This is a genomic window from Limnohabitans sp. T6-20, from assembly GCF_003063505.1.
Lineage (GTDB): Bacteria > Pseudomonadota > Gammaproteobacteria > Burkholderiales > Burkholderiaceae_C > Limnohabitans_A.
Genome location: NZ_NERW01000002.1, coordinates 1,098,665 through 1,119,818, shown reverse-complemented (window position 1 = coordinate 1,119,818; position 21,154 = coordinate 1,098,665). Strand labels below are relative to the sequence as shown.

Annotated in this window: 3 protein-coding genes; all 3 read left to right on the top strand. The window is 57.4% G+C overall.

Annotated elements, in window-relative coordinates:
* Positions 1 to 770: VCBS domain-containing protein (locus tag B9Z33_RS11085; protein ID WP_233252795.1), on the top strand; the 770-nt coding region annotated here is incomplete at its 5' end.
* Positions 771 to 782: 12 nt separating this feature from the next.
* A complete protein-coding gene (locus B9Z33_RS11080; protein WP_369916733.1) occupies positions 783 to 6,533 on the top strand; it encodes a VCBS domain-containing protein in 5,751 nt (1,916 codons plus the stop codon).
* Positions 6,534 to 6,718: 185 nt separating this feature from the next.
* Complete coding sequence (locus tag B9Z33_RS11075; protein WP_108287014.1) at positions 6,719 to 21,130, top strand: VCBS domain-containing protein; 14,412 nt, start codon at positions 6,719 to 6,721, stop codon at positions 21,128 to 21,130.
* Positions 21,131 to 21,154 lie beyond the last annotated feature (24 nt).

The window sequence follows — 21,154 nt, the reverse complement described above, 5'->3', positions numbered from 1 at the left end:
CACAAGAAACAGGCTCTGTGACTGAAGCAGGCGGCGTGGCCAACGGCACAGCTGTTACCCCCAATGCCACAGGTACATTGACATCGACCGATGTGGACGGCACAGCCAATGCCTTCACGGCTGTGAGCACCGCTGCCACAACCATCGGCGGCTATGGCACTTACACCATGACAGCTGCAGGCGTGTGGGCCTACACGCTCGACAACACAAACACAGCAGTGCAAGCCTTGACCGGCTCACAAACGCTGACTGACACCTTCAACGTGACAGCGGCTGACGGCACCATCCAAAAGGTGACCGTGACGATCAACGGCACAAACGACGCAGCCGTCATCAGCGGCACAACTACAGGTGCAGTGACCGAAGCAGGCGGCGTGGCCAATGCCACAGCAGGCACACCTACAGCCAGTGGCACCTTGACCTCCACCGATGTGGACGTCACAGCCAACGCCTTCACGGCTGTCAGCACAGCCACAGCCAGCACTGGCGGCTACGGCACTTACACCATGACAGCTGCAGGCGTGTGGAGCTACACGCTCAACAACAGCAACACGACAGTGCAAGCCTTGGCAGCCTCTGCCACGCTGACCGACACGTTCACCGTAACAGCTGCTGACGGCACGGCCAAAGTAGTGACCGTGACCATCACAGGTAGCAACGATGCTGCTGTGATCAGCGGCACCAACACAGGTACCGTGACAGAAGCAGGCAGCAATGCCAACGGCGACGGCAGCGTCACAGCAGGCACGCCAAGTGCCACCGCCACCTAAACCTGGAAAGCCGTGGTTGAAAGGGTTATTGCCTTCACGGAAGTGCCCAGGGTTACAGCCAGCACAAACGGCTACGGACTTTACACCATGACAGCCGCAGGCGTGTGGGAATACACGGTCAACAACAGCAACACAACAGTGCAAGGCTTGACTGGCTCACAAACGCTGACAGACACCTTCAACGTGACAGCGGCAGACGGCACCATCAAAACGGTGAAAGTGACGATCAACGGCACGAACGACGCAGCTGTGATTGGCGGTGCAACCACCGGTGCATTGACCGAAACCAACGCCGCGCAAACAGCCACTGGCACATTGACTGCCACTGATGTGGACGGCGCAGCCAACAACTTCATCGCTCAAACCAGCACCGCAGGTACAGCGGGCTACGGTACCTTCAGCCTCACCACTGCAGGCGCTTGGTCCTACAACATGAACTCCGCACACAACGAGTTCAAGGCGGGTCAAACCTACACCGACACCTTTACCGCAAAAGCGGCTGACGGCACCAATCAAACGGTAACAGTCACCATCTCCGGCACCAACGATGCACCTGTCTTGACAGATACCGTTCTCACCATGACAGCTGTGTTGCAAGGCACAGGTGCGACCCCTGTGGGCGCAGTGGGCATGTTGGTGAGCGATCTGGTGGGTGGCGTGAGCGATGTGGACACAGGTGCTGCCAAAGGCATTGCCATCACCGCGATTAACAGCGCCAAAGGCCAGCTGTATTACAGCTTGGACGCCGGCTCACATTGGACAGAGCTGACAGATGCCAGCGCAAGTACAGCAAGACTGTTGACGTCAGACGCCAACCACCGCGTGTACTTCAAGGCAGCAGCAGGCACCAGCGGCACCGTGGCCGATGCGCTGACCTTCCGTGCGTGGGACGGCACTACAGGCACCGACGGATCGACAGGCAACGCCTCGGTCAACGACGGCACCACAGCGTTCTCTGCGGCCAGCGACACGGTCAGCGAATACGTGGTGGCACCCGTCACCATCAACGTCGTGTCTACCGATGATTTGGTCAACGTCAGTGAACCCTTGCTGATTACAGGCAAAGCAGATGCCAATGCAGTGGTCACACTGAACATCAACAGCCAGAACGTCAATGTCACAGCCAATGCCAATGGTGACTGGTCCTATGACGGCAGCAAAGTGCGCTACATCATGGTTCGCAAGAGCCTGATGAACTTGGCCAGCACCGACCCGCAATACGACCTCAAAGGCATCTTGACAATTGGTGAGATGGAGGTTTACGAAAAAACAACGGGGCAAAACGTGGCCACTTGGTCTGGCGTGACGCAGACTTATTCCAACGCCAGTGTTTTCACGACAGGTTCACTGCGTGATATGAATTCGTATTACACCGCAGGGCACTATGTAGAAACATCGGGCAGCCAAATGGGTTTGGCGACTGGTGTGAGTCAAGATGCTTGGGTGCAGATTGACTTGGGGGCCGCTTATTCGTTATCCGACATTAAGCTTGTAGGCGCAGAAAACACCAACGCGCACATGAACGGCGCGATGATCTACACCTCAGCAACCGACATGTCCACGCTTACCAAAGCGCAGTTAGACAGCTCAGTTTTGGTGAATCGCAGCACGCCTGTGACAGGCTTGACCAACTCCGGATGGCAGGGTTTCCATGCCAGCGCGGATGCGATTTACGGGAATCTTTTGAGTGAAGGTGCAAACACCATCACCGCATCTGAGTCTGTCCAGGGCGTCAACAACCAAGCCACACGCGTGGTTACCTTAGACACCATCGCACCCGTGACCACGGTCAACAGCGCAGCATTGAGTTCAGACACAGGCACGTCGACCACCGACTTCATCACCAGCGTAGCCGCACAAAACATCACAGGCACCTTGAGCGCCAACTTGGTCACGGGCGAAAAAGTCATGGTCTCGTTGGACAACGGCGTGACTTGGACTGCCGCTACAACGGCGGTGGGCACCAGCACTTGGAGCTTGTCAGGCGTGACCCTGTCGGGCAGCAGCACCTTGCAAGCCAAGGTGGTGGACACCGCAGGCAACGCCAGCGCGCCTTACAGCCACAGCTACGCCTATGTGCCGGTGTCCAATTTGACCGTGGGTATCACGCGTATTGAAGACAACGCAGGCACAGCCACAAACGTGTTGTCGGGCGGCACCAGCAACGACACCACACCCACACTGGTGGGTACTTTGGGCGGAGCCACACAGGGCGCAGCCTTGGGCACCAACGAAGTGGTCAACGTGTACCGCACACCCAACTTGGCTACTGCAACGGTGGTGCAGGCTGGCACACTGGCTGGCGGCCAGATTTTGAGCGGCAATGCGTTGACGCTTTATAGCAACGGTGACGGCAACTACGGATCAGGCATTGTGTATTTGCCCACAACCCCGAACGACGGCAACATGGTGGTGATCAATAAGGGCTCAGGCTGGGGACTTGAGGTCTACGCTGGCAACACCTTGGTGGGAAATTTGGGTGGTGTTGGTTATCAAAGCGGCGGGCAGGACAACCTGTACTTCAAATGGGATGCAGCCAAGGGCACATGGCTCACCGGCACCAACGCGATGATCAAGGTGGGCACGGCCACCGTCACAACCAATGCGGCGGGCCAAAGCATTTGGACGTTGACCGACAACTCAGGCTTGGGCAACAGCGACAGCGTGAACTACATCGCGCAGGTTGAAAACACCACGGGCACGTTTGGTCAGCAGTCCACACCTGGCGCGTTTGACTGGCGTTACAACGTGGACAACGTTGCGCCAAGCTCGATCAGCTTGATCGGCACCGATGATGTGGGCCCAGTGACTGGCACGATCACAGCTAACGGCGTGACCAACGACGACAAGCCCACCTTCAGCGGCAGCACCGAAGCCAATGCGGTGGTGAGTGTGTACGACGGCACAACGCTGTTGGGCACCACGACGGCTAATGGCAGCGGCGCATGGAGCTTCACGCCCACAACGGCTTTGGCAACAGGTACACACAGTGTGACGGCAAAGGCCACTGATGCCAGTGGTAACACATCCACAGCCAGCACGGCGTTGGCATTTACCGTGGATACCGGTACGCCTACAGCCGTGGCCGACGTCAAGGACTCTGACGAAGACACCACGCCCATCACAGGCAGCGTGGCCACCAACGACACCAACAAAGACGGCAGCGAGAGCTACGCCATCGTCGGTAGCGCTGCTGGCACCTACGGCACCTTGACCATGAATGCCAACGGCACCTACAGCTACGCCCGTTCGGTGGTGCTTGACGCCATTCAGACCACAGCCGTGGAAACCTTCACCTACAAGGTGACGGATGCAGCAGGCAACACCACGCAAAGCACGCTGACCATCAACATGGCACCCGTCAACGATGCGGCTGTGATTGCTGGTGACTTGCTCAAGACGGTCAGTGAGACCAACGCGGCCCAAACCGTGACCGGTGCCTTGACCATCACAGACGTGGACAGTACACAAAGCTTCAATGCACTGACTGGGGTGGTTGGAACCTACGGTAGCTTCAGCATGACCACAGCAGGCGCATGGACCTACGTGATGAGCTCGGCACATGACGAATTCAAGGCAGATACGGCCTATACCGACAGCTTCACCGTGACTGCTGCAGACGGCACCGCCAAAGTGGTGTCCGTTACCATCAACGGTACAAACGATGGCCCTGTGTTGGTCTCTACCGACTCGACGTTTTCTGATTTTTATGAAAACGGGGGCGCTGTCTCTGCCAAGAAGGGCAGCATCCAGTTGAGCGATGTTGACTCTGATAACTTGCAGGGCGCTACGGTGAGCTTGGTTGACTGGGTCACCAATGGCTTCGTTACCGGCGATGTGCTGACCTACACCATGCCATCTGGGGCCAGCATCACGGGCAACTACAACACAAGCACGGGGGTTTTGACCTTCACAGGTTCTGCGACCAAAGCGCAATACGAGCAGTTGCTCAACTCGGTCATGTTCAACAATGCGCGTGAAGACTTGATCGGCGGTGCGCGCAAAGTCTATTGGACTGTGACCGATAGCAGTGGCCAACAAAGTTCAACATCTGTTTACAGCAACGTCAGTGTGAACAGATTGAACGATGCCCCGGTTTTGACAGACACCGTTTTGAGCTTGACGGCTGTGCAACCTGCCACTAGCGTTGTAGCACCGACTGGAGCTATGGGTGTATTGGTCTCCACGTTGGTGGGTGGCATCACCGATGCAGATGGCACCACAGTCATCAAAGGCATCGCCGTGACCAAGGTCAATCAAGCTTTGGGCCAGTTGTTTTTCTCAGCCGATGGTGGCGCGACTTGGTTCACCTACAGCTCGTTGACGACTTTGAGCGAACAAACGGCTTTGCTGCTCAAGGCCGATGCCTCAACTTTGGTGTACTTCCGTCCCAACGTGGGCGTGGAGGGCACCATCGCCGATGCATTCACCATTCGGGCTTGGGACACCACCGACAACCGGGTTACGCTCAACGGCAATCAAGTGACTTTCTATCCCATTAACGCAACGGGCGGCACTACGCCTTACTCGGCAGCAACCGATACCGTCTCGCTGACTGTGGCCACGACCGCAACAACTGGGTTTGATGGCACCACAGGGGTCAATGTGATGACGGGAACAACGGGCAAAGACGTGATGGTCGGTAACGGTGGAGCAGACCAAATCAGCGCTGGTGACGGCAATGACAAGGTGGTGTTGAATGCTTCCAACGTTTCTGCCCTGAGTGCAGTGAACACGGCTGTTGTGAACGGTGGCGCGGGTGTGAACACCCTCAAGCTGTCGGGCGCGGACATGTTGCTGGACATGACCTTGTCCACAGTGCAAAGCAAGGTGGATAACTTCAGTGTTGTGGACATCACCGGCTCTGGCAACAACACCCTCAAGTTGAATTTGCTCAATGGACAAACTCTGTCGGGCGCATTGGACAACGCTGTGACTGCGAACGTCGACGAAGCCCAGATGTTGGTCGTGCACGGTGATTCAGGTGATGCTGTGATTTTGGAGAATGCAGCCAGCTGGACGGTAGCCAACAGCCTGACAGGCACGACCTTGTCGAGCACTTATGGTGTGGACTATGGTTTTGTGTTGGGTACGCCCACCCGAAAATACAGCCAATACACCAAAAATGGCGTCACATTGTTTGTGGACGATGCGACCGCTGTCGCTGACATAGCAGGCACCACAGGTGCAGATGTGTTGACGGGCACAGCCACCGCCGACGTCATTTATGGCAATGGCGGTGCGGATCAAATCAATGCAGGGGCGGGCAACGACGTCGTGATTCTCAACGTCAACAGCGTCAATACCTTGGCTGCAAGTAACACTGCCGTGGTTAACGGTGGCGCGGGTGTCAATAGCCTGAAGATCTCAGGCCTCAACAACGTGTTGGATCTGACCAACGCCACGGTGGCTGCCAAGATCGATAACTTCACGGTGATCGATCTGCACCAAGGTAGCGGTAACAAGGTCAAGATCAACTTGCAAGACGTTCTTGATTTGTCGGGTGCAACGGACAACTTGGCCACGGTGGGCGTGGACGAGTCCAAGATGCTGGTGGTTCAAGGTAATGGCGGGTCACCGACTAACCACATGCAGTTGGCCGACAGCGCCAACTGGTCGAAAGTGACCAACTTGGGCGGCACCACCATGATCAACACCTATGGTGCTGAATACGGGTTTGAGGTGGGTCGCAGTTACACCCAATACACCAATGGCTTGGCTAACTTGTTTGTCGATCAGTCTCTGATCCAAACCCTGCTCTAAGGCGGTCAGGGGCCGATTGATCGGCCCCTGATGCTCTTTTTGGTGAATTGGTCGATTAATACGTAATAAATTGATACGAAATGATTTATTTTTAGTTATTGAGGGATATTTGGCTTCAAAATTGAGTTCTTAGATATTCTTAAATGCGATGTGTGTACATCGCGTGCTTTTAACTGTCCACCGCCATGCCCATCACACAGCTCATCAACCTCGGCCCGTCCATCTTTTTCACTGCCACTGAAAACGAATTTGGCAACATCAAGTTGTCTGGCAGTGCATTGGGCATCGTCGATGGCACCCTGGTCACTGTCTTGTTCACCGACGCGTTTGGCAACAGCAGAACGGCGACGGCGGTTATTGCGGGCGGGGAGTTCAGCATTCTTAACGTCTGGACAGGGATGTTTGGGGCTGGCAATGTCAGCATCATTGCCTCTGCTGCGGGTGTGCAAACCCCTGGCTCTGTCGTGCTGTCTGGTAACCACATGCAAGAGCCTGTGACCCTGACCACCCATGTCTTGGACGAGAACATGATGATCGATGTGCAGGGGGTGGCGCCAGCGTTGCTGCCCGGCACGGTGTTGACGCTCCTCATTCACGATGAGCAATATCAAGAAGTCACAGCCACTGCCTTGGTGCTTGCCGACGGCACCTTCAGCGTGCAAGACATCGATACACAGGGCTTGAGCGAGGGCACACTGCAATTTGATGTGATTGCTCAAGATGCCAATGGCTCTCTGAACCTGACCAATATTGCCAGTTTGGTATTGACGGGCAGTGGGCCGCAAGGGGCAGACAACACCCTCAATGCGACAGAAGACACTGCTTTTGTGGTGACTGCAGCGGCTTTTGGTTACAACAGTACCCAGGGGCACACATTGACGGGTGTAAAGATCGCGGGCTTGCCCGCACAAGGCACGCTCAAGCTCAATGGTGTGGCCGTGCAAGTCGACGATGTGATCACCAAGGCCGACCTGGACGCCGGCAAGCTGACCTACCAAGGGGCTCTGAACGGCAATGGCAGCAACTACGCCAGCTTTCTGTTCAAGGTGCAAGACAATCGCGCCAACAACAACGAAGACACCACGCCCAACACGCTGACATTTAATGTGGCTGCGGTGAACGATGCCGCCATCATCAGCGGCACCGCAACCGGTGCAGTGACCGAAGCGGGCGGCGTGGCCAATGCAACCCCAGGCACACCCACAGCCAGTGGCACCTTGACCTCCACCGATGTGGACGGTACAGCCAACGCCTTCACAGCTGTCAGCACAGCCACAGCCACCACTGGCGGCTACGGCACGTACACCATGACAGCTGCAGGCGTGTGGAGCTACACGCTCAACAACAGCAACACGACAGTGCAAGCCTTGGCAGCCTCTGCCACGCTGACCGACACGTTTACGGTGACAGCAGCTGACGGCACAGCCAAAGTAGTGACCGTGACCATCACAGGTGCGAACGATGCAGCTGTGATCAGCGGCACCGCAACCGGTGCAGTGACCGAAGCAGGCGGCGTAGCTAACGGCACAGCAGGCACACCCACAGCCAGTGGCACCTTGACCTCCACCGATGTGGACGGCACAGCCAATGCCTTCACGGCTGTCAGCACAGCCACAGCCACCACTGGTGGCTACGGCACTTACACCATGACAGCTGCAGGCGTGTGGGCTTACACGCTCAACAACAGCAACACGACAGTGCAAGCCCTGGCAGCCTCTGCCACGTTGACCGACACGTTCACCGTAACAGCAGCAGACGGCACAGCCAAAGTAGTGACCGTGACCATCACAGGTGCTAATGATGCAGCTGTGATCAGCGGCACCGCAACCGGTGCAGTGACCGAAGCAGGCGGCGTAGCCAACGGCACAGCAGGCACACCCACAGCCAGTGGCACCTTGACCTCCACCGATGTGGACGGCACAGCCAACGCCTTCACGGCTGTCAGCACAGCCACAGCCAGCACTGGTGGCTATGGCACATACACCATGACAGCTGCAGGCGTGTGGAGCTACACGCTCAACAACAGCAACACGACAGTGCAAGCCTTGGCAGCCTCTGCCACGCTGACCGACACGTTCACTGTGACAGCAGCAGACGGCACAGCCAAAGTAGTGACTGTGACCATCACAGGCACCAATGACGCGGCCGTCATCAGCGGCACCAGCACGGGTGCCTTGACAGAAACCAACGTAACTCAGTCAACGATGGGTACCTTGACCTCCACAGACGTGGACGGCACAGCCAACCTGTTCATTGCCCAAACCAACGTAGCAGGCAGCAACGGTTACGGCAAGTTCAGCATGACCACGGCCGGTTCGTGGACTTACGCCATGAACACCGCGCACGATGAATTTGTGGCAGGCACCAATTACACAGATAGCATCACCGTGGCGGCAGCCGATGGCACTACCCACGTGGTAACTGTGACGATTGCGGGTACCAACGACTCAGCTGTCATCAGCGGCACCAGTTCAGGCGCAGTAACCGAAGCCGGTGGCGTGTCTAATGCCATCGCTGGCACACCCACAGCCAGTGGCACCTTGACCTCCACCGATGTGGACGGCACAGCCAACGCCTTTATGGCTGTCAGCACCGCTGCCACCAGTATTGGTGGTTACGGCACATACACCATGACCGCTGCAGGCGTGTGGGCTTACACACTCAATAACGCAAACACGACAGTGCAAGCCTTGGCAGCTGGTGCAACTCTGACGGACACGTTTGCTGTGGGCGCAGCAGACGGCACAGCCAAGCTGATCACCATCAACATCACAGGCACCAATGACGCGGCCATCATCAGCGGCACCACCACTGGTGCAGTGACTGAGGCAGGTGGCGTAGCCAATGCCACAGCAGGCACACCCACAGCCAGTGGCACCTTGACCTCCACCGATGTGGACGGTACAGCCAATGCCTTCACGGCTGTTAGCACAGCCACGGCCAGCACTGGTGGCTACGGCTCGTACACCATGACAGCTGCAGGCGTGTGGAGCTATACGCTCAACAACAGCAACACGACAGTGCAAGCCTTGGCAGCCTCTGCCACGTTGACCGACACGTTCACCGTGACAGCAGCAGACGGCACAGCCAAAGTAGTGACCGTCACGATCACAGGCAGCAACGACGCTGCAGTGATCAGCGGCACCGCAACCGGTGCCTTGACAGAAACCAACGTTGTTCAGTCAACGATGGGTACCTTGGCCTCCACAGACGTGGACGGCACAGCCAACCTGTTCATTGCCCAAACCAACGTAGCAGGCAGCAACGGTTACGGCAAGTTCAGCATTGCCACGGACGGTTCGTGGACTTATGCCATGAACACCGCGCACGATGAATTTGTGGCAGGCACCAACTACACCGATAGCATCACCGTAGCTGCAGCTGATGGCACGACCCAAGTGGTGACTGTGACGATTGCAGGTAGCAATGATGCAGCTGTGATCAGCGGCACCAACACAGGTGCAGTGACTGAGGCAGGCGGCGTGGCCAACGGCACAGCAGGCACACCCACAGCCAGTGGCACCTTGACCTCCACCGATGTGGACGGCACAGCCAACGCCTTCACGGCTGTCAGCACAGCCACAGCCAGCACTGGTGGCTACGGCACTTACACCATGACAGCTGCAGGCGTGTGGAGCTACACGCTCAACAACAGCAACACGACAGTGCAAGCCTTGGCAGCCTCTGCCACGCTGACCGACACGTTTACCGTGACAGCTGCTGACGGCACAGCCAAAGTGGTGACCGTGACCATCACAGGTGCAAACGACGCCCCCGTGGTTGTCGCAGCCATCCCTGACCAAACAGCGGTGCTGGGTGCCGCCTTTAGCTACACCATGCCAGCGGGCACCATCAGCGACCCCGACAGCACGCTCATCTACACCGCCACACGCGGTGACGGCACAGCGTTGCCAACATGGCTGACCTTTGATGCGGCCACCCGCACCTTCAGCGGCACACCCACCGACACCATCGACTTCAATATCAAAGTCACTGCCAGCGATGGCACGGCCAGCATCAGCGACACCTTCTTGGTGGGCATTGCCCCTGTGGCCACCAGCGCGGCCATCACCAGCAGCACAGGTGTTCAAAACAATTTCTTGAACGAGGGTGACACGGTCACTGCCACTGTCGACTTTGGTGAGAAGGTCTACATCACCGGTACGCCACAGATCACGCTCAACATTGGTGGCACTTTGGTCAAGGCCAACTACGTGAGTGGCTCAGGTACCAGTGCAATTTCCTTTAGTTACACCATCTTGGCTGGGCAGACCGATGCCAACGGTATCAGCATCAATGCCAATTCGTTGGGCCTGAACGGCGGTACTCTCAAGGACGCCTCTGGCAACAACGCCACGCAAAACTTTGCGCTTGTTGCCGACAACATCAGCTACAAAGTGGACACTACAGCAGCAACTGCCGTGGCCGACATCAAGGACTCTGACGAAGACACCACGCCCATCACAGGCAGCGTGGCTACCAACGACACCAACAAAGACGGCAGCGAGAGCTACGCCATCGTCGGTAGCGCTGCTGGCACCTACGGCACCTTGACCATGAATGCCAACGGCACCTACAGCTACGCCCGTTCGGTGGTACTTGACGCCATTCAGACCACAGCCGTGGAGACCTTCACCTACAAGGTGACGGATGCAGCAGGCAACACCACGCAAAGCACGCTGACCATCAACATGGCACCCGTCAACGACGCAGCTGTGATTGCTGGTGACTTGCTCAAGACGGTCAGTGAGACCAACGCGGCCCAAACCGTGACCGGTGCCTTGACCATCACAGACGTGGACAGTACACAAAGCTTCAATGCACTGACTGGGGTGGTTGGAACCTACGGTAGCTTCAGCATGACCACAGCAGGCGCATGGACCTACGTGATGAGCTCGGCACATGACGAATTCAAGGCGGGTACGGCCTATACCGACAGCTTCACCGTGACTGCTGCAGACGGCACCGCCAAAGTGGTGACCGTCACCATCAACGGCACGAACGATGCACCGGTGTTCTCGGCAGACGTGACCCGCACAACCCTAGAAGACGTGACCTTTGAAGAGCAAGTTTCCAGCCTCTTGGCCGGAAAAGTCACTGACGTGGACAGCACTGGCATCGCCGGTGTGGGCATCACCTGGGACTTTGGCGCAGGCCACAGCACCACAGGCACCTGGTACTGGGCCGACGCGACCAAATCGAGCTGGACCGCCATCAACAAACCCGCTTATGGTCCAACCACCTCGATCTTCCTGAAAGCCACCGACTACTTGCGCTTTGTGCCGGGCCTCAATGCAGACACCAGCACCCAACAAGGCAACTTGGTGGTGCGCGTGGCCGACGACAGCATGCCTGCGACCAACTCTGGCGCGATCTTGAATTTGGGCAGCCCTCTGCCCAACTACTGGAGCTCGGCCGAGAAAAGCATCATCGTCAACTTGACGCCCGTCAACGACGCGCCCGTGATCAACACGGCCACGGCACTGAGCCTGACCGCTCTTAACGAAGACGCATTGGCACCGAGCAACGGCAACACCACCGCAGGCTTGGCTGTCAGCGACATCTTCCCAGTCATCAGCGATGCGGACACCGTGCCCACCGCAGTCAAGGGCATCGCCATCACCAGCGTCAACGGCAATGGCACGCTCTACTACACCACCGACAACGGTGTGACATGGCAATCGGGCAGCGGGCTGAGCATCAGCAACGCTTTGCTTTTAGATGCCAACAGCCGCGTTTTCTTCAAGCCCAATGCCAACTGGAACGGCGCCATCGACAATGCATTCTTGTATTTGGCTTGGGACAAGACCAACGGCGCCACCGTGGGCAGCAAAGTGGCCATTTCTGGCACGGGCGGCAGCACCGCTTACTCTCTTGAAGTGGGGAAGGTGGGCATCACGGTAAATGCCGTCAACGACGCCGCTGTCATCAGCGGCACCGCAACCGGTGCAGTGACCGAAGCGGGCGGCGTGGCCAATGCAACCCCAGGCACACCCACAGCCAGTGGCACCTTGACCTCCACCGATGTGGACGGCACAGCCAACGCCTTTACGGCTGTCAGCACAGCCACAGCCAGCACTGGTGGCTATGGCACTTACACCATGACAGCTGCAGGTGTGTGGGCCTACACGCTCGACAACAGCAACACGACAGTGCAAGCCTTGGCAGCCTCTGCCACGCTGACCGACACGTTCACTGTGACAGCAGCAGACGGCACAGCCAAAGTTGTGACTGTGACCATCACAGGCGCCAATGACGCCCCCGTGGTTGCCGCAGCCATCTCTGACCAAACAGCGGTGCTGGGTAACGCCTTTACCTACACCATTCCCGTAGGCACCTTCAGCGACCCCGACAGCACGCTCACCTACACCGCCACTCGCGGTGACGGCACAGCGTTGCCAACTTGGCTGACCTTTGATGCGGCCACCCGCACCTTCAGCGGCACACCCACCTCGACGATTGACTTCAACATCAAAGTCACCGCCAGTGACGGAACAGCCAGCATCAGCGACACCTTCTTGTTTGCCTTGGCCCCGATGGCCACCAGCGTGGCCATCACTGGCACTACGGGCATTCAAAACAACTTCTTGAATGCGGGTGACACCGTCACCGTCACCGTCACCTTCAGCGAGTTGGTGAACGTGACCGGTACGCCACAGATCAAGCTCAATATTGGCGGTACCTTGGTCACGGCCAACTACGTGAGCGGTACGGGCTCAACTGCATTGAGCTTCAGCTACACCATCTTGGACGGCCAGACCGATATCAATGGTCTTGGCGTCAATGCCAACTCGTTGGGTCTGAACGGCGGCACCATCACCGACGCTGCTGGCAATGGCGGCTCGCAGAACTTCGCGGGCATCATCGACAACATCAGCTACAAAGTGGACACCACAGCCCCCGCCATTGGCACGTTGACGCTGACCGACACCGGCAGCAGCCCGACAGACGGCATCAGCCAAAATGGCACCGTGACTGTGGGCGCACTTGAGAGCGGCGCGACTTGGGAATACAGCACAGATGCTGGCAGCACATGGCTTGTGGGCAGCGGCACCAGCTTCACGCTGGCTGCAGGCACTTACGCCGCAGGCAGTGTGAAATTGCGCGAGACCGACTTGGCAGGCAACGTGCAAACCGGTGCGCTGATTGCCACCAACGCAGCCGACATCACAGTTGACCAGACAGCACCGCTGCTGGCGGGTAGCAGCCCCAGCGATAACGGCTACCTGATGGCTGTGGGCAACAATTTGGTGCTCAGCTTCAATGAAGCGGTGGCCAAAGGCACGGGCCTGGTTGAATTGTTTAAAGCCGACGGCACCCTGGTGCAAAGCTTTGACGCCGCCACCAGCACCGCGCTGACTTGGAGCGGTAGCAGCCTGACCATCAACCCCACGGCCGACTTGTTGGCCAACACCGGCTATTACATCAAGATCGCGGCGACGGCGGTGAAAGACGTGGCGGGCAACGCCTACGCAGGCATTGCCAATGCAACTACTTTGAACTTCACTACAGCAGATGCCAGCGGTGCCATTGTGGTGCCCGTCAACGGCATCATGGCCATTGAAGACTTGTCCACCATCGGTGACTTCAACGGCGACGGTTACGACGACTTCATTGTGGGCGCTGGCATGAATGGCCTGTCCTCCACAGGGGGTGCTGCTTTTGTGGTGTACGGCAATGCCAATGGCACCGTTCCTAACTTGAGTGCTGGCAGCATTGCCGCCAGTGCGGGCTTCAAAATTGTGTCAGGTCAGACGGGCGATTACTTTGGTATCGCGGTCAACAGTGCAGGAGACACCAACGGTGACGGCCTCGCCGACCTGGTGGTGACCGCGAAATATGGTGATGCGTCGTACCGTGAATCGGCCTATGTAGTTTTTGGCAAAAGCAACGCCAGCACCGTGTTTGCAACAGGTTTGAACGTTGGTACGGGATTCACAGCCAACATGGGTTACCAAATCAAACTCGATGAAAGCTATTGGGGGCATGCGGTCAGCAATGCAGGCGACGTCAACGGCGATGGCTTGAGCGATTTGCTGGTGACTACAGATGCGAATACAGGCCGCGAGGTGTACGTCATTTACGGCAAGACGGGCAATCAATCCGTCACCCTGACGTCGTACACCCAGTTCACCCCCGATATGGGCTACAACGTTTTGAGCAGTAACGTGACGGATTTGGGGCAATCTGTCTATGGGGCAGGCGATGTCAACGGTGATGGTTTGGCTGACTTCATTGTGAGTGCGCCCAACAACGTGACCAATGGGCGTGGCATGGTTTATGTGGTGTATGGCAACAACACAGGCACGTCGGTGCAATTGAACGCGACCAATGGCATTGCAGCCAGCCAGGGCTTCAGAATTTTGGGTGACACCGGTAACAACAGCTCGTATTCGCGTTTTGGTTTTGCCGTCTCCAGTGCCGGCGATGTCAACGGCGATGGCCTGGCCGATGTGATGATCAGCTCCCCTTATCAACCCGGTGTGGTTGGTGGTGCCGTGTATGTTGTGTATGGCAACAGCAGCGGCAACGTGCTGGACATTGACCTGCCCAGCAGCTCGGGGGTGATTGCAGCTTCGCGCGGTTTCCAGATTTCCAGTGCACTGGTTGGCGATCACCTCGGACCCTATGGGAAGGACATCTCCAGCGCGGGCGACATCAACGGTGATGGCTTGAGTGACATGATCATCAGTGGTCGTGACGACAACGGCAACACCACTGCCAGCACCTATGTGGTGTATGGCAACGCCAGCGGCACCAACGTGGCCATCGATGCCAGCGGCAACATCGCGGCCAGCAATGGCTTCAAGCTCAAAGGTGCAGTCGGTTTTGCTGTGGCCAGTGCCGGCGACATCAACGGCGATGGCTTGAATGACCTGTTGGTGTCGGCCAGGTTGAGCGGCGTCTCGGGAAGCTACAACGTGGTGCTGGGCGGCACGCAGTGGGTGACGGCTGCGATGGACGGTGCAGGCACCTTCTCGGGCACAACGGGCAGCGAAGCCTTGATTGGCTCTGCGGGCAACGACACCATCACCGGTGGTGGTGGGGTAGACCGTTTCTTTGCAGGACGCGGCGACGACACCATCGTGCTGACGGCCAGCGACATCGCCAATTTGCAAAACAACAGCACGGGCCAAACCGCCAAGACCACGGTCAGCGGCGGCACAGGTTTTGACACGATTCGCTTGAGCGGTGGCGCCAACTTGGACCTGCTCAAAGTCGGCAACGCTGCGGCCATGGGCATCGACGAGACCAGCCGCATCGAAGGCATTGAGCGCATCGACATGGCCACCGACACAGCGGCCAACGTGCTCAATATCTCAAACAAAGACGTCAACGACATGGCGGGTTTCAACCAAATTCACACCGGCAGCGCCAGTGTGGACGGCAAGACCTGGACCAACGTCAGTGGCAGCGCCTTGAGCAACATCACCAGTTACCACCAAATGGTGGTGGACGGCGGCAGCAACGACACGGTGGCACTCACGGCCAATGGCGGCGCATGGTCCAACGTGGGCGTGGTCAGCAACGGCACGTCCCAATACACCGTGTACCAAAACACCGCGACCAACTCGCAGGTGCTGGTGCAGCAGGGCGTCACGGTGGACACCCAAGCTCCAACCCTGTTGTGGAGCACACCCGCCGACAACGACTATGTCAACACAGCCAATTTGGGCAACAACATCACGCTGCAGTTCAGCGAGAACGTGGTCAAGGGCAATGGTTTTATCCAGTTGTGGAACAAGACCACGGGCCAGCCCGTGCAAGCGTTTGACGTGAACATCAGCACGCTGGTTACCGGTTGGGGCACCAGCACCTTGACGATCAACCCCACAGCCAACTTAGCGGCTGCCACCGATTACTTCATCAAGATCAGTGACAACGCCATTCAAGACAATTCGGGCTTAGCCTATTCGGGCATGAACAGCGACCTTCAGCTGAACTTCTCCACCCAATCGGCGGACAACAGCTATGCGGTGCCTTCGTCGTTCACGAGTGCATCGTCTACCAGCTCGTACTTGCGCTCGGTGGCCACAGCCGGTGACTTCAATGGTGACGGTTACGACGACTTGTTGGTCGGTGTGGCGGGCTCAAATGAGTCGGGCGTGTACGTCATTTACGGCAATGCGTTGGGCGAAGGCTTGAATCTGGACAAAGATCCGGTCATGAGCAACGGTGTGATTGCTGCCGACCAAGGTTTCAAAATTCACGGAACAAATTACTTTGGAACATCGGTGTCGGGCATTGGCGACATCAACGGCGACGGTTTTGCCGATGTGTTGATCAGTGCCCCTTCGGACAGCCAGGGTGGCACCAACGCCGGTGCGGCTTTTGTGGTGTATGGCAGTGCCGCCCCCGCTGCACTGAACCTCTCCAGTGGCACGATTGCCGCAGCGCGTGGCTTCAAGATTGTTGCGGGCACTGGTTATGGCTCTATGGGTGACAGTGTCGCTGGCGTGGGTGACATGAACGGTGACGGCATCAGTGACTTTGTCATTGGCTATGCGGGCGCCAATTTCACATCCAGTGGCGGCGCAGCTTATGTGGTTTACGGCAAGACCAATGCCACCACCTTGACGTTGGGCACCAATGGCAGCATTGCGGCGGCAGACGGATTCAGGCTCACGGGCGGTGTGAACGAGAATGCCGGCTTTTCGGTGTCGGGCGCGGGTGACGTGAACGGCGACGGCCTGGCCGATGTGATCGTCAGTGCCAACGGGGCATTGTCGAACGCTGACGGCGCAACATATGTGATCTTTGGCGGCGCAACCGGCGGCGACATGAATGCGCTGGTCACCGCAGGCAAAGGCTTCAAAGTCACCGGTTTAACCAACAGCACCGGCTACCACTTGGGTACCAGTGTGTCCAGCGCAGGCGATGTGAACGGTGACGGTTATGCCGACTTGATCGTGGGCACCGATGCTGACCAAAGCTACACCGCAGCTTATGTCGTGTATGGCGGCTCTGCCCCCACGTCGGTCAGCTTGGCGGCCAGCACAATTGCCGCAACGCAAGGCTTCCGCATTTTGGGCAACACCGCCAATGGCGCAGGCTTGAGCCAAGTCTCAGGCGCGGGTGACCTGAACGGCGACGGCTTTGCCGATGTGATCGTGGGTTCCACCAACGGTTCGTCTTATGTGGTCTACGGCAAAGCCACGGGCGCAGAAGTCAGTGTGAGCACAGGCACCATCGCCGCATCACAAGGCTTCAAGCTCACCTATTCGACCAACACCACCTCAACCACGGCCCAAGCTGTGTCGTTTGCGGGTGACTTTGATGGCGACGGTTTGAACGATCTGGTGATTGCCGAGGACACCAATTTTGGGAATTCTCAAACCTACAAAATCGTCTTCGGTGGCACGCAGTGGCTGACCACACCGGTCATCGGCAACGGCGCTGTGACAGGCACCGCCGCATCTGAAGCCATCCTCGGCTCAACAGCCAACGACACACTGACCGGCGGCGGTGGGGTGGACCGTTTCTTTGCGGGCATGGGCAACGACACCATCGTGCTGACAGGCACCGATGTGACCAACTTGGGCAACGTGGCTGCAGGGCAGACAGCCAAGGCCAGCGTGAGCGGTGGTGGCGGTTTTGACACCATCCGCTTGAGCGGCGGTGCCAACCTGAACCTGACGACCATCACCAACGCCGGTGCCATGGGCCTGGAAGAAAACAGCCGCATCGAAAGCATCGAGCGCATCGACTTGGCCACCGACACGTCAGCCAACACGCTGACGCTGACAGCCAAAGATGTGAACGACATGGCGGGCTTTAATCTCATCCGCACCGGTTCGGTCAGTGCCGATGGCAACACTTGGACCAACGTGACGGGCACAGCGTTGAGCGCGAGTACCTCTGATCACCAGTTGGTGGTCGATGGCTCGACCAACGACTCCTTGGTGTTGTCGCCAGACGCGGGCTACTGGTTCAACGCAGGCACAGTGAGCAACGGAACCAGCAACTTCAACGTTTACCAAAACTTGGCTACCAACAGCCAAGTGTTGGTCAAGTCGGGCCTGGTGGTGACCAACAACGACCCGAATTTGGCACCTGTTTTCTCATCGACCAACGCAACAGCGGCGGCGGGTTTGTTGCCTGTTGTCGGTGGAACGCCCATCTGGAACAGGACCGCCAGCTATGGCAGCTCTAGCCTGGGCGGCATCACCACCAACATCACGGCGACGGGTGATATCACACCAACGGCATCTTACGGGACGAGTCCTTCTGCTTTCATTTGGATTGGCGACAAAGACAGGACAGAATCGTTGAGCGTGTTGTTTGACAAGCCGGTATATCAGGTCAAGATTGAGTTAGATGCCCTTAACAACGACGGCACCAATAAAGACACACTGTCTTTCCAAGTCAATGGTGTTGATTTGGTTCTCAATAGTGCTAATTTGAGCCCGACCGGAACGAGTGTCAGTGGCAACACCATCATAGGAAATGGTGGTGGTGTGTACAGCATCACTTCCTCCACAGCCATCAACAGCTTGAGCGTGACTGACACCATTAGTGGCGGTCCAAGTGGCGTAGGTATTGCTATTCAGTACAACAGTACCCCACTGCAGGTATCTGGCGGTATGGCCATCAGCTCGCTGATGCCTGCTGCCACCGATGCCGATGGCAGCGTGGTGGGCTATGCCATCACCAGTGCCGCCACCGAGACGGGTGCTGACACGACGCCGGGCAAGTGGGAGTATTTCAATGGAAGCACTTGGACTTCACTGAGCGGTGCCAGCGTGTCGCAAGCGGTGTATTTGGCGGCCAGCACTTTGGTGCGCTGGAACGACAACGATGTGGGCTACACCGCACTGTCCGCCGTGGCGGCGGACAATACGGTGGTTGCCACTCTGGGCCAAGCCCTGAACGTGACGACCCGAGGTGGCGCAACAGCCTACAGCTCTGGCATCGCAACATTGTCTGCGGCTTCTTTTTCGAACAGCGCCGTGAGCCTTGCTCTGGCCAGTGACACAGGCGCCAGCGCGTCCGACTTCATCACCAGCAATGGCACGATGAATGTGAACTGGTCGCTGTCTTCCAATACATGGTCTTACTCCACCGACAGTGGCACGACTTGGACCACCGGTTCTGGTACAAGCTTTGTGCTGGGTGCAGGCAGCTATGCAGCCAATGCAGTGCAAGTGCGCGAAAACGGTTCAGGCATTCAAACCGTGGCCAAATTTGCCAATGCATTGACCGTTGACACAGCTGCGCCTACCGTGGCCGTCACCATGTCCAATGTGGCTTTGTCGATGGGTCAAACCTCCACCGTCACGTTCCAGTTCTCTGAAAACGTGGCGAACTTTGACATCAACGATGTGTCCATTCAAAACAGCGCAGGCGGTGCGGGTGCGGGTGGCTTGTCTGCCTTGACAAAGGTGAGCGACAGCAAATGGACCGCCGTTTATACGCCCACGACAGAAACCAATACGACGGGTAACCACATCGTGGTGGCCCTGAATGGCTACAACGACGCGGCAGGTAACAACGGCAGCACAGGCCAATCCACCTTCAATGTGGACACACGCTTCTCGTCATCGCTCACAGCTGGTTTTTATGGCACAACCTCGACAAGCTCCAGTGCCAACAGCAGCGTGACAACCAACGCCGTCATCGTGGATTATTGGAATCCAGCATGGCAGGGCGACACGATCATCACGTACAAAAATGGATCGCAGATTGACGCATTCACCATCAGTGGTGCCACCAACAGCAAGTCCCTTGGTAATTTGACGGCAAGCCCAGGCGATGTGTTTTATTCCACCATCACGCACAACGGCGTCACGTACAACTTGTTCAACATGATCAAGGTCAACCCAGGTACAGCTGGCCTGACCAGATACGACAGCCCGTTGGTACTTGACTTGAACGGCGATGGCGTGCAGACGGTAGACATCTCGCATGGCGCGATGTTTGACTTGCAAGCCACTGGCACAGCCCAGGCCACCGGCTGGGTTGATGCGCACGATGGTTTGCTGGCCATGGACTTGAACAAGGACGGCAAAATCAACAGCGGTGCAGAGCTGTTTGGCAACAGCACTTTGCTGGCCGACGGTCAGAAGGCGACCACTGGTTGGACCGCGCTGGCCCAACACGACAGCAATGTCGATGGAAAGATGGACGCCCAGGACGCAGTGTTTGACGAACTCAAGGTTTGGCAAGATGCCAACGGTAACGGTCTCACCGATGCCGGCGAATTGCGCAGCTTGAAAGACGTGGGTGTGATCAGCATCAACTTGAGCCATGACAGCACCATCACCCATCAAAACGGCAACCTTCTGCAAGGTGTTTCCAGCTATACAAGCACCGATGGTCAAACGCATGAAGTGGCGGATGCTTGGTTCCAAACGTTGACTGAGGGTGTTAAGACACCGCAAAACGTCGAGAGTATTGGCTTGCAGGACGTGTTGTCGGGCACCACTTCGGGCAGCTTGCAGGTCTCGGGCAATGCCGACGGCACCGTCTTGCTGGACGCCAGTGCATGGATAAATTCAGGTCGTGTGGAAAATGAAAACGGTCAGATTTATGCCCATTTCATCCATGATATGGCTCAACTTTTTGTGGATCAGTCTATGACCCCAAACATCCTCTAAACGCTGATGGGAGATTAAGTGCGG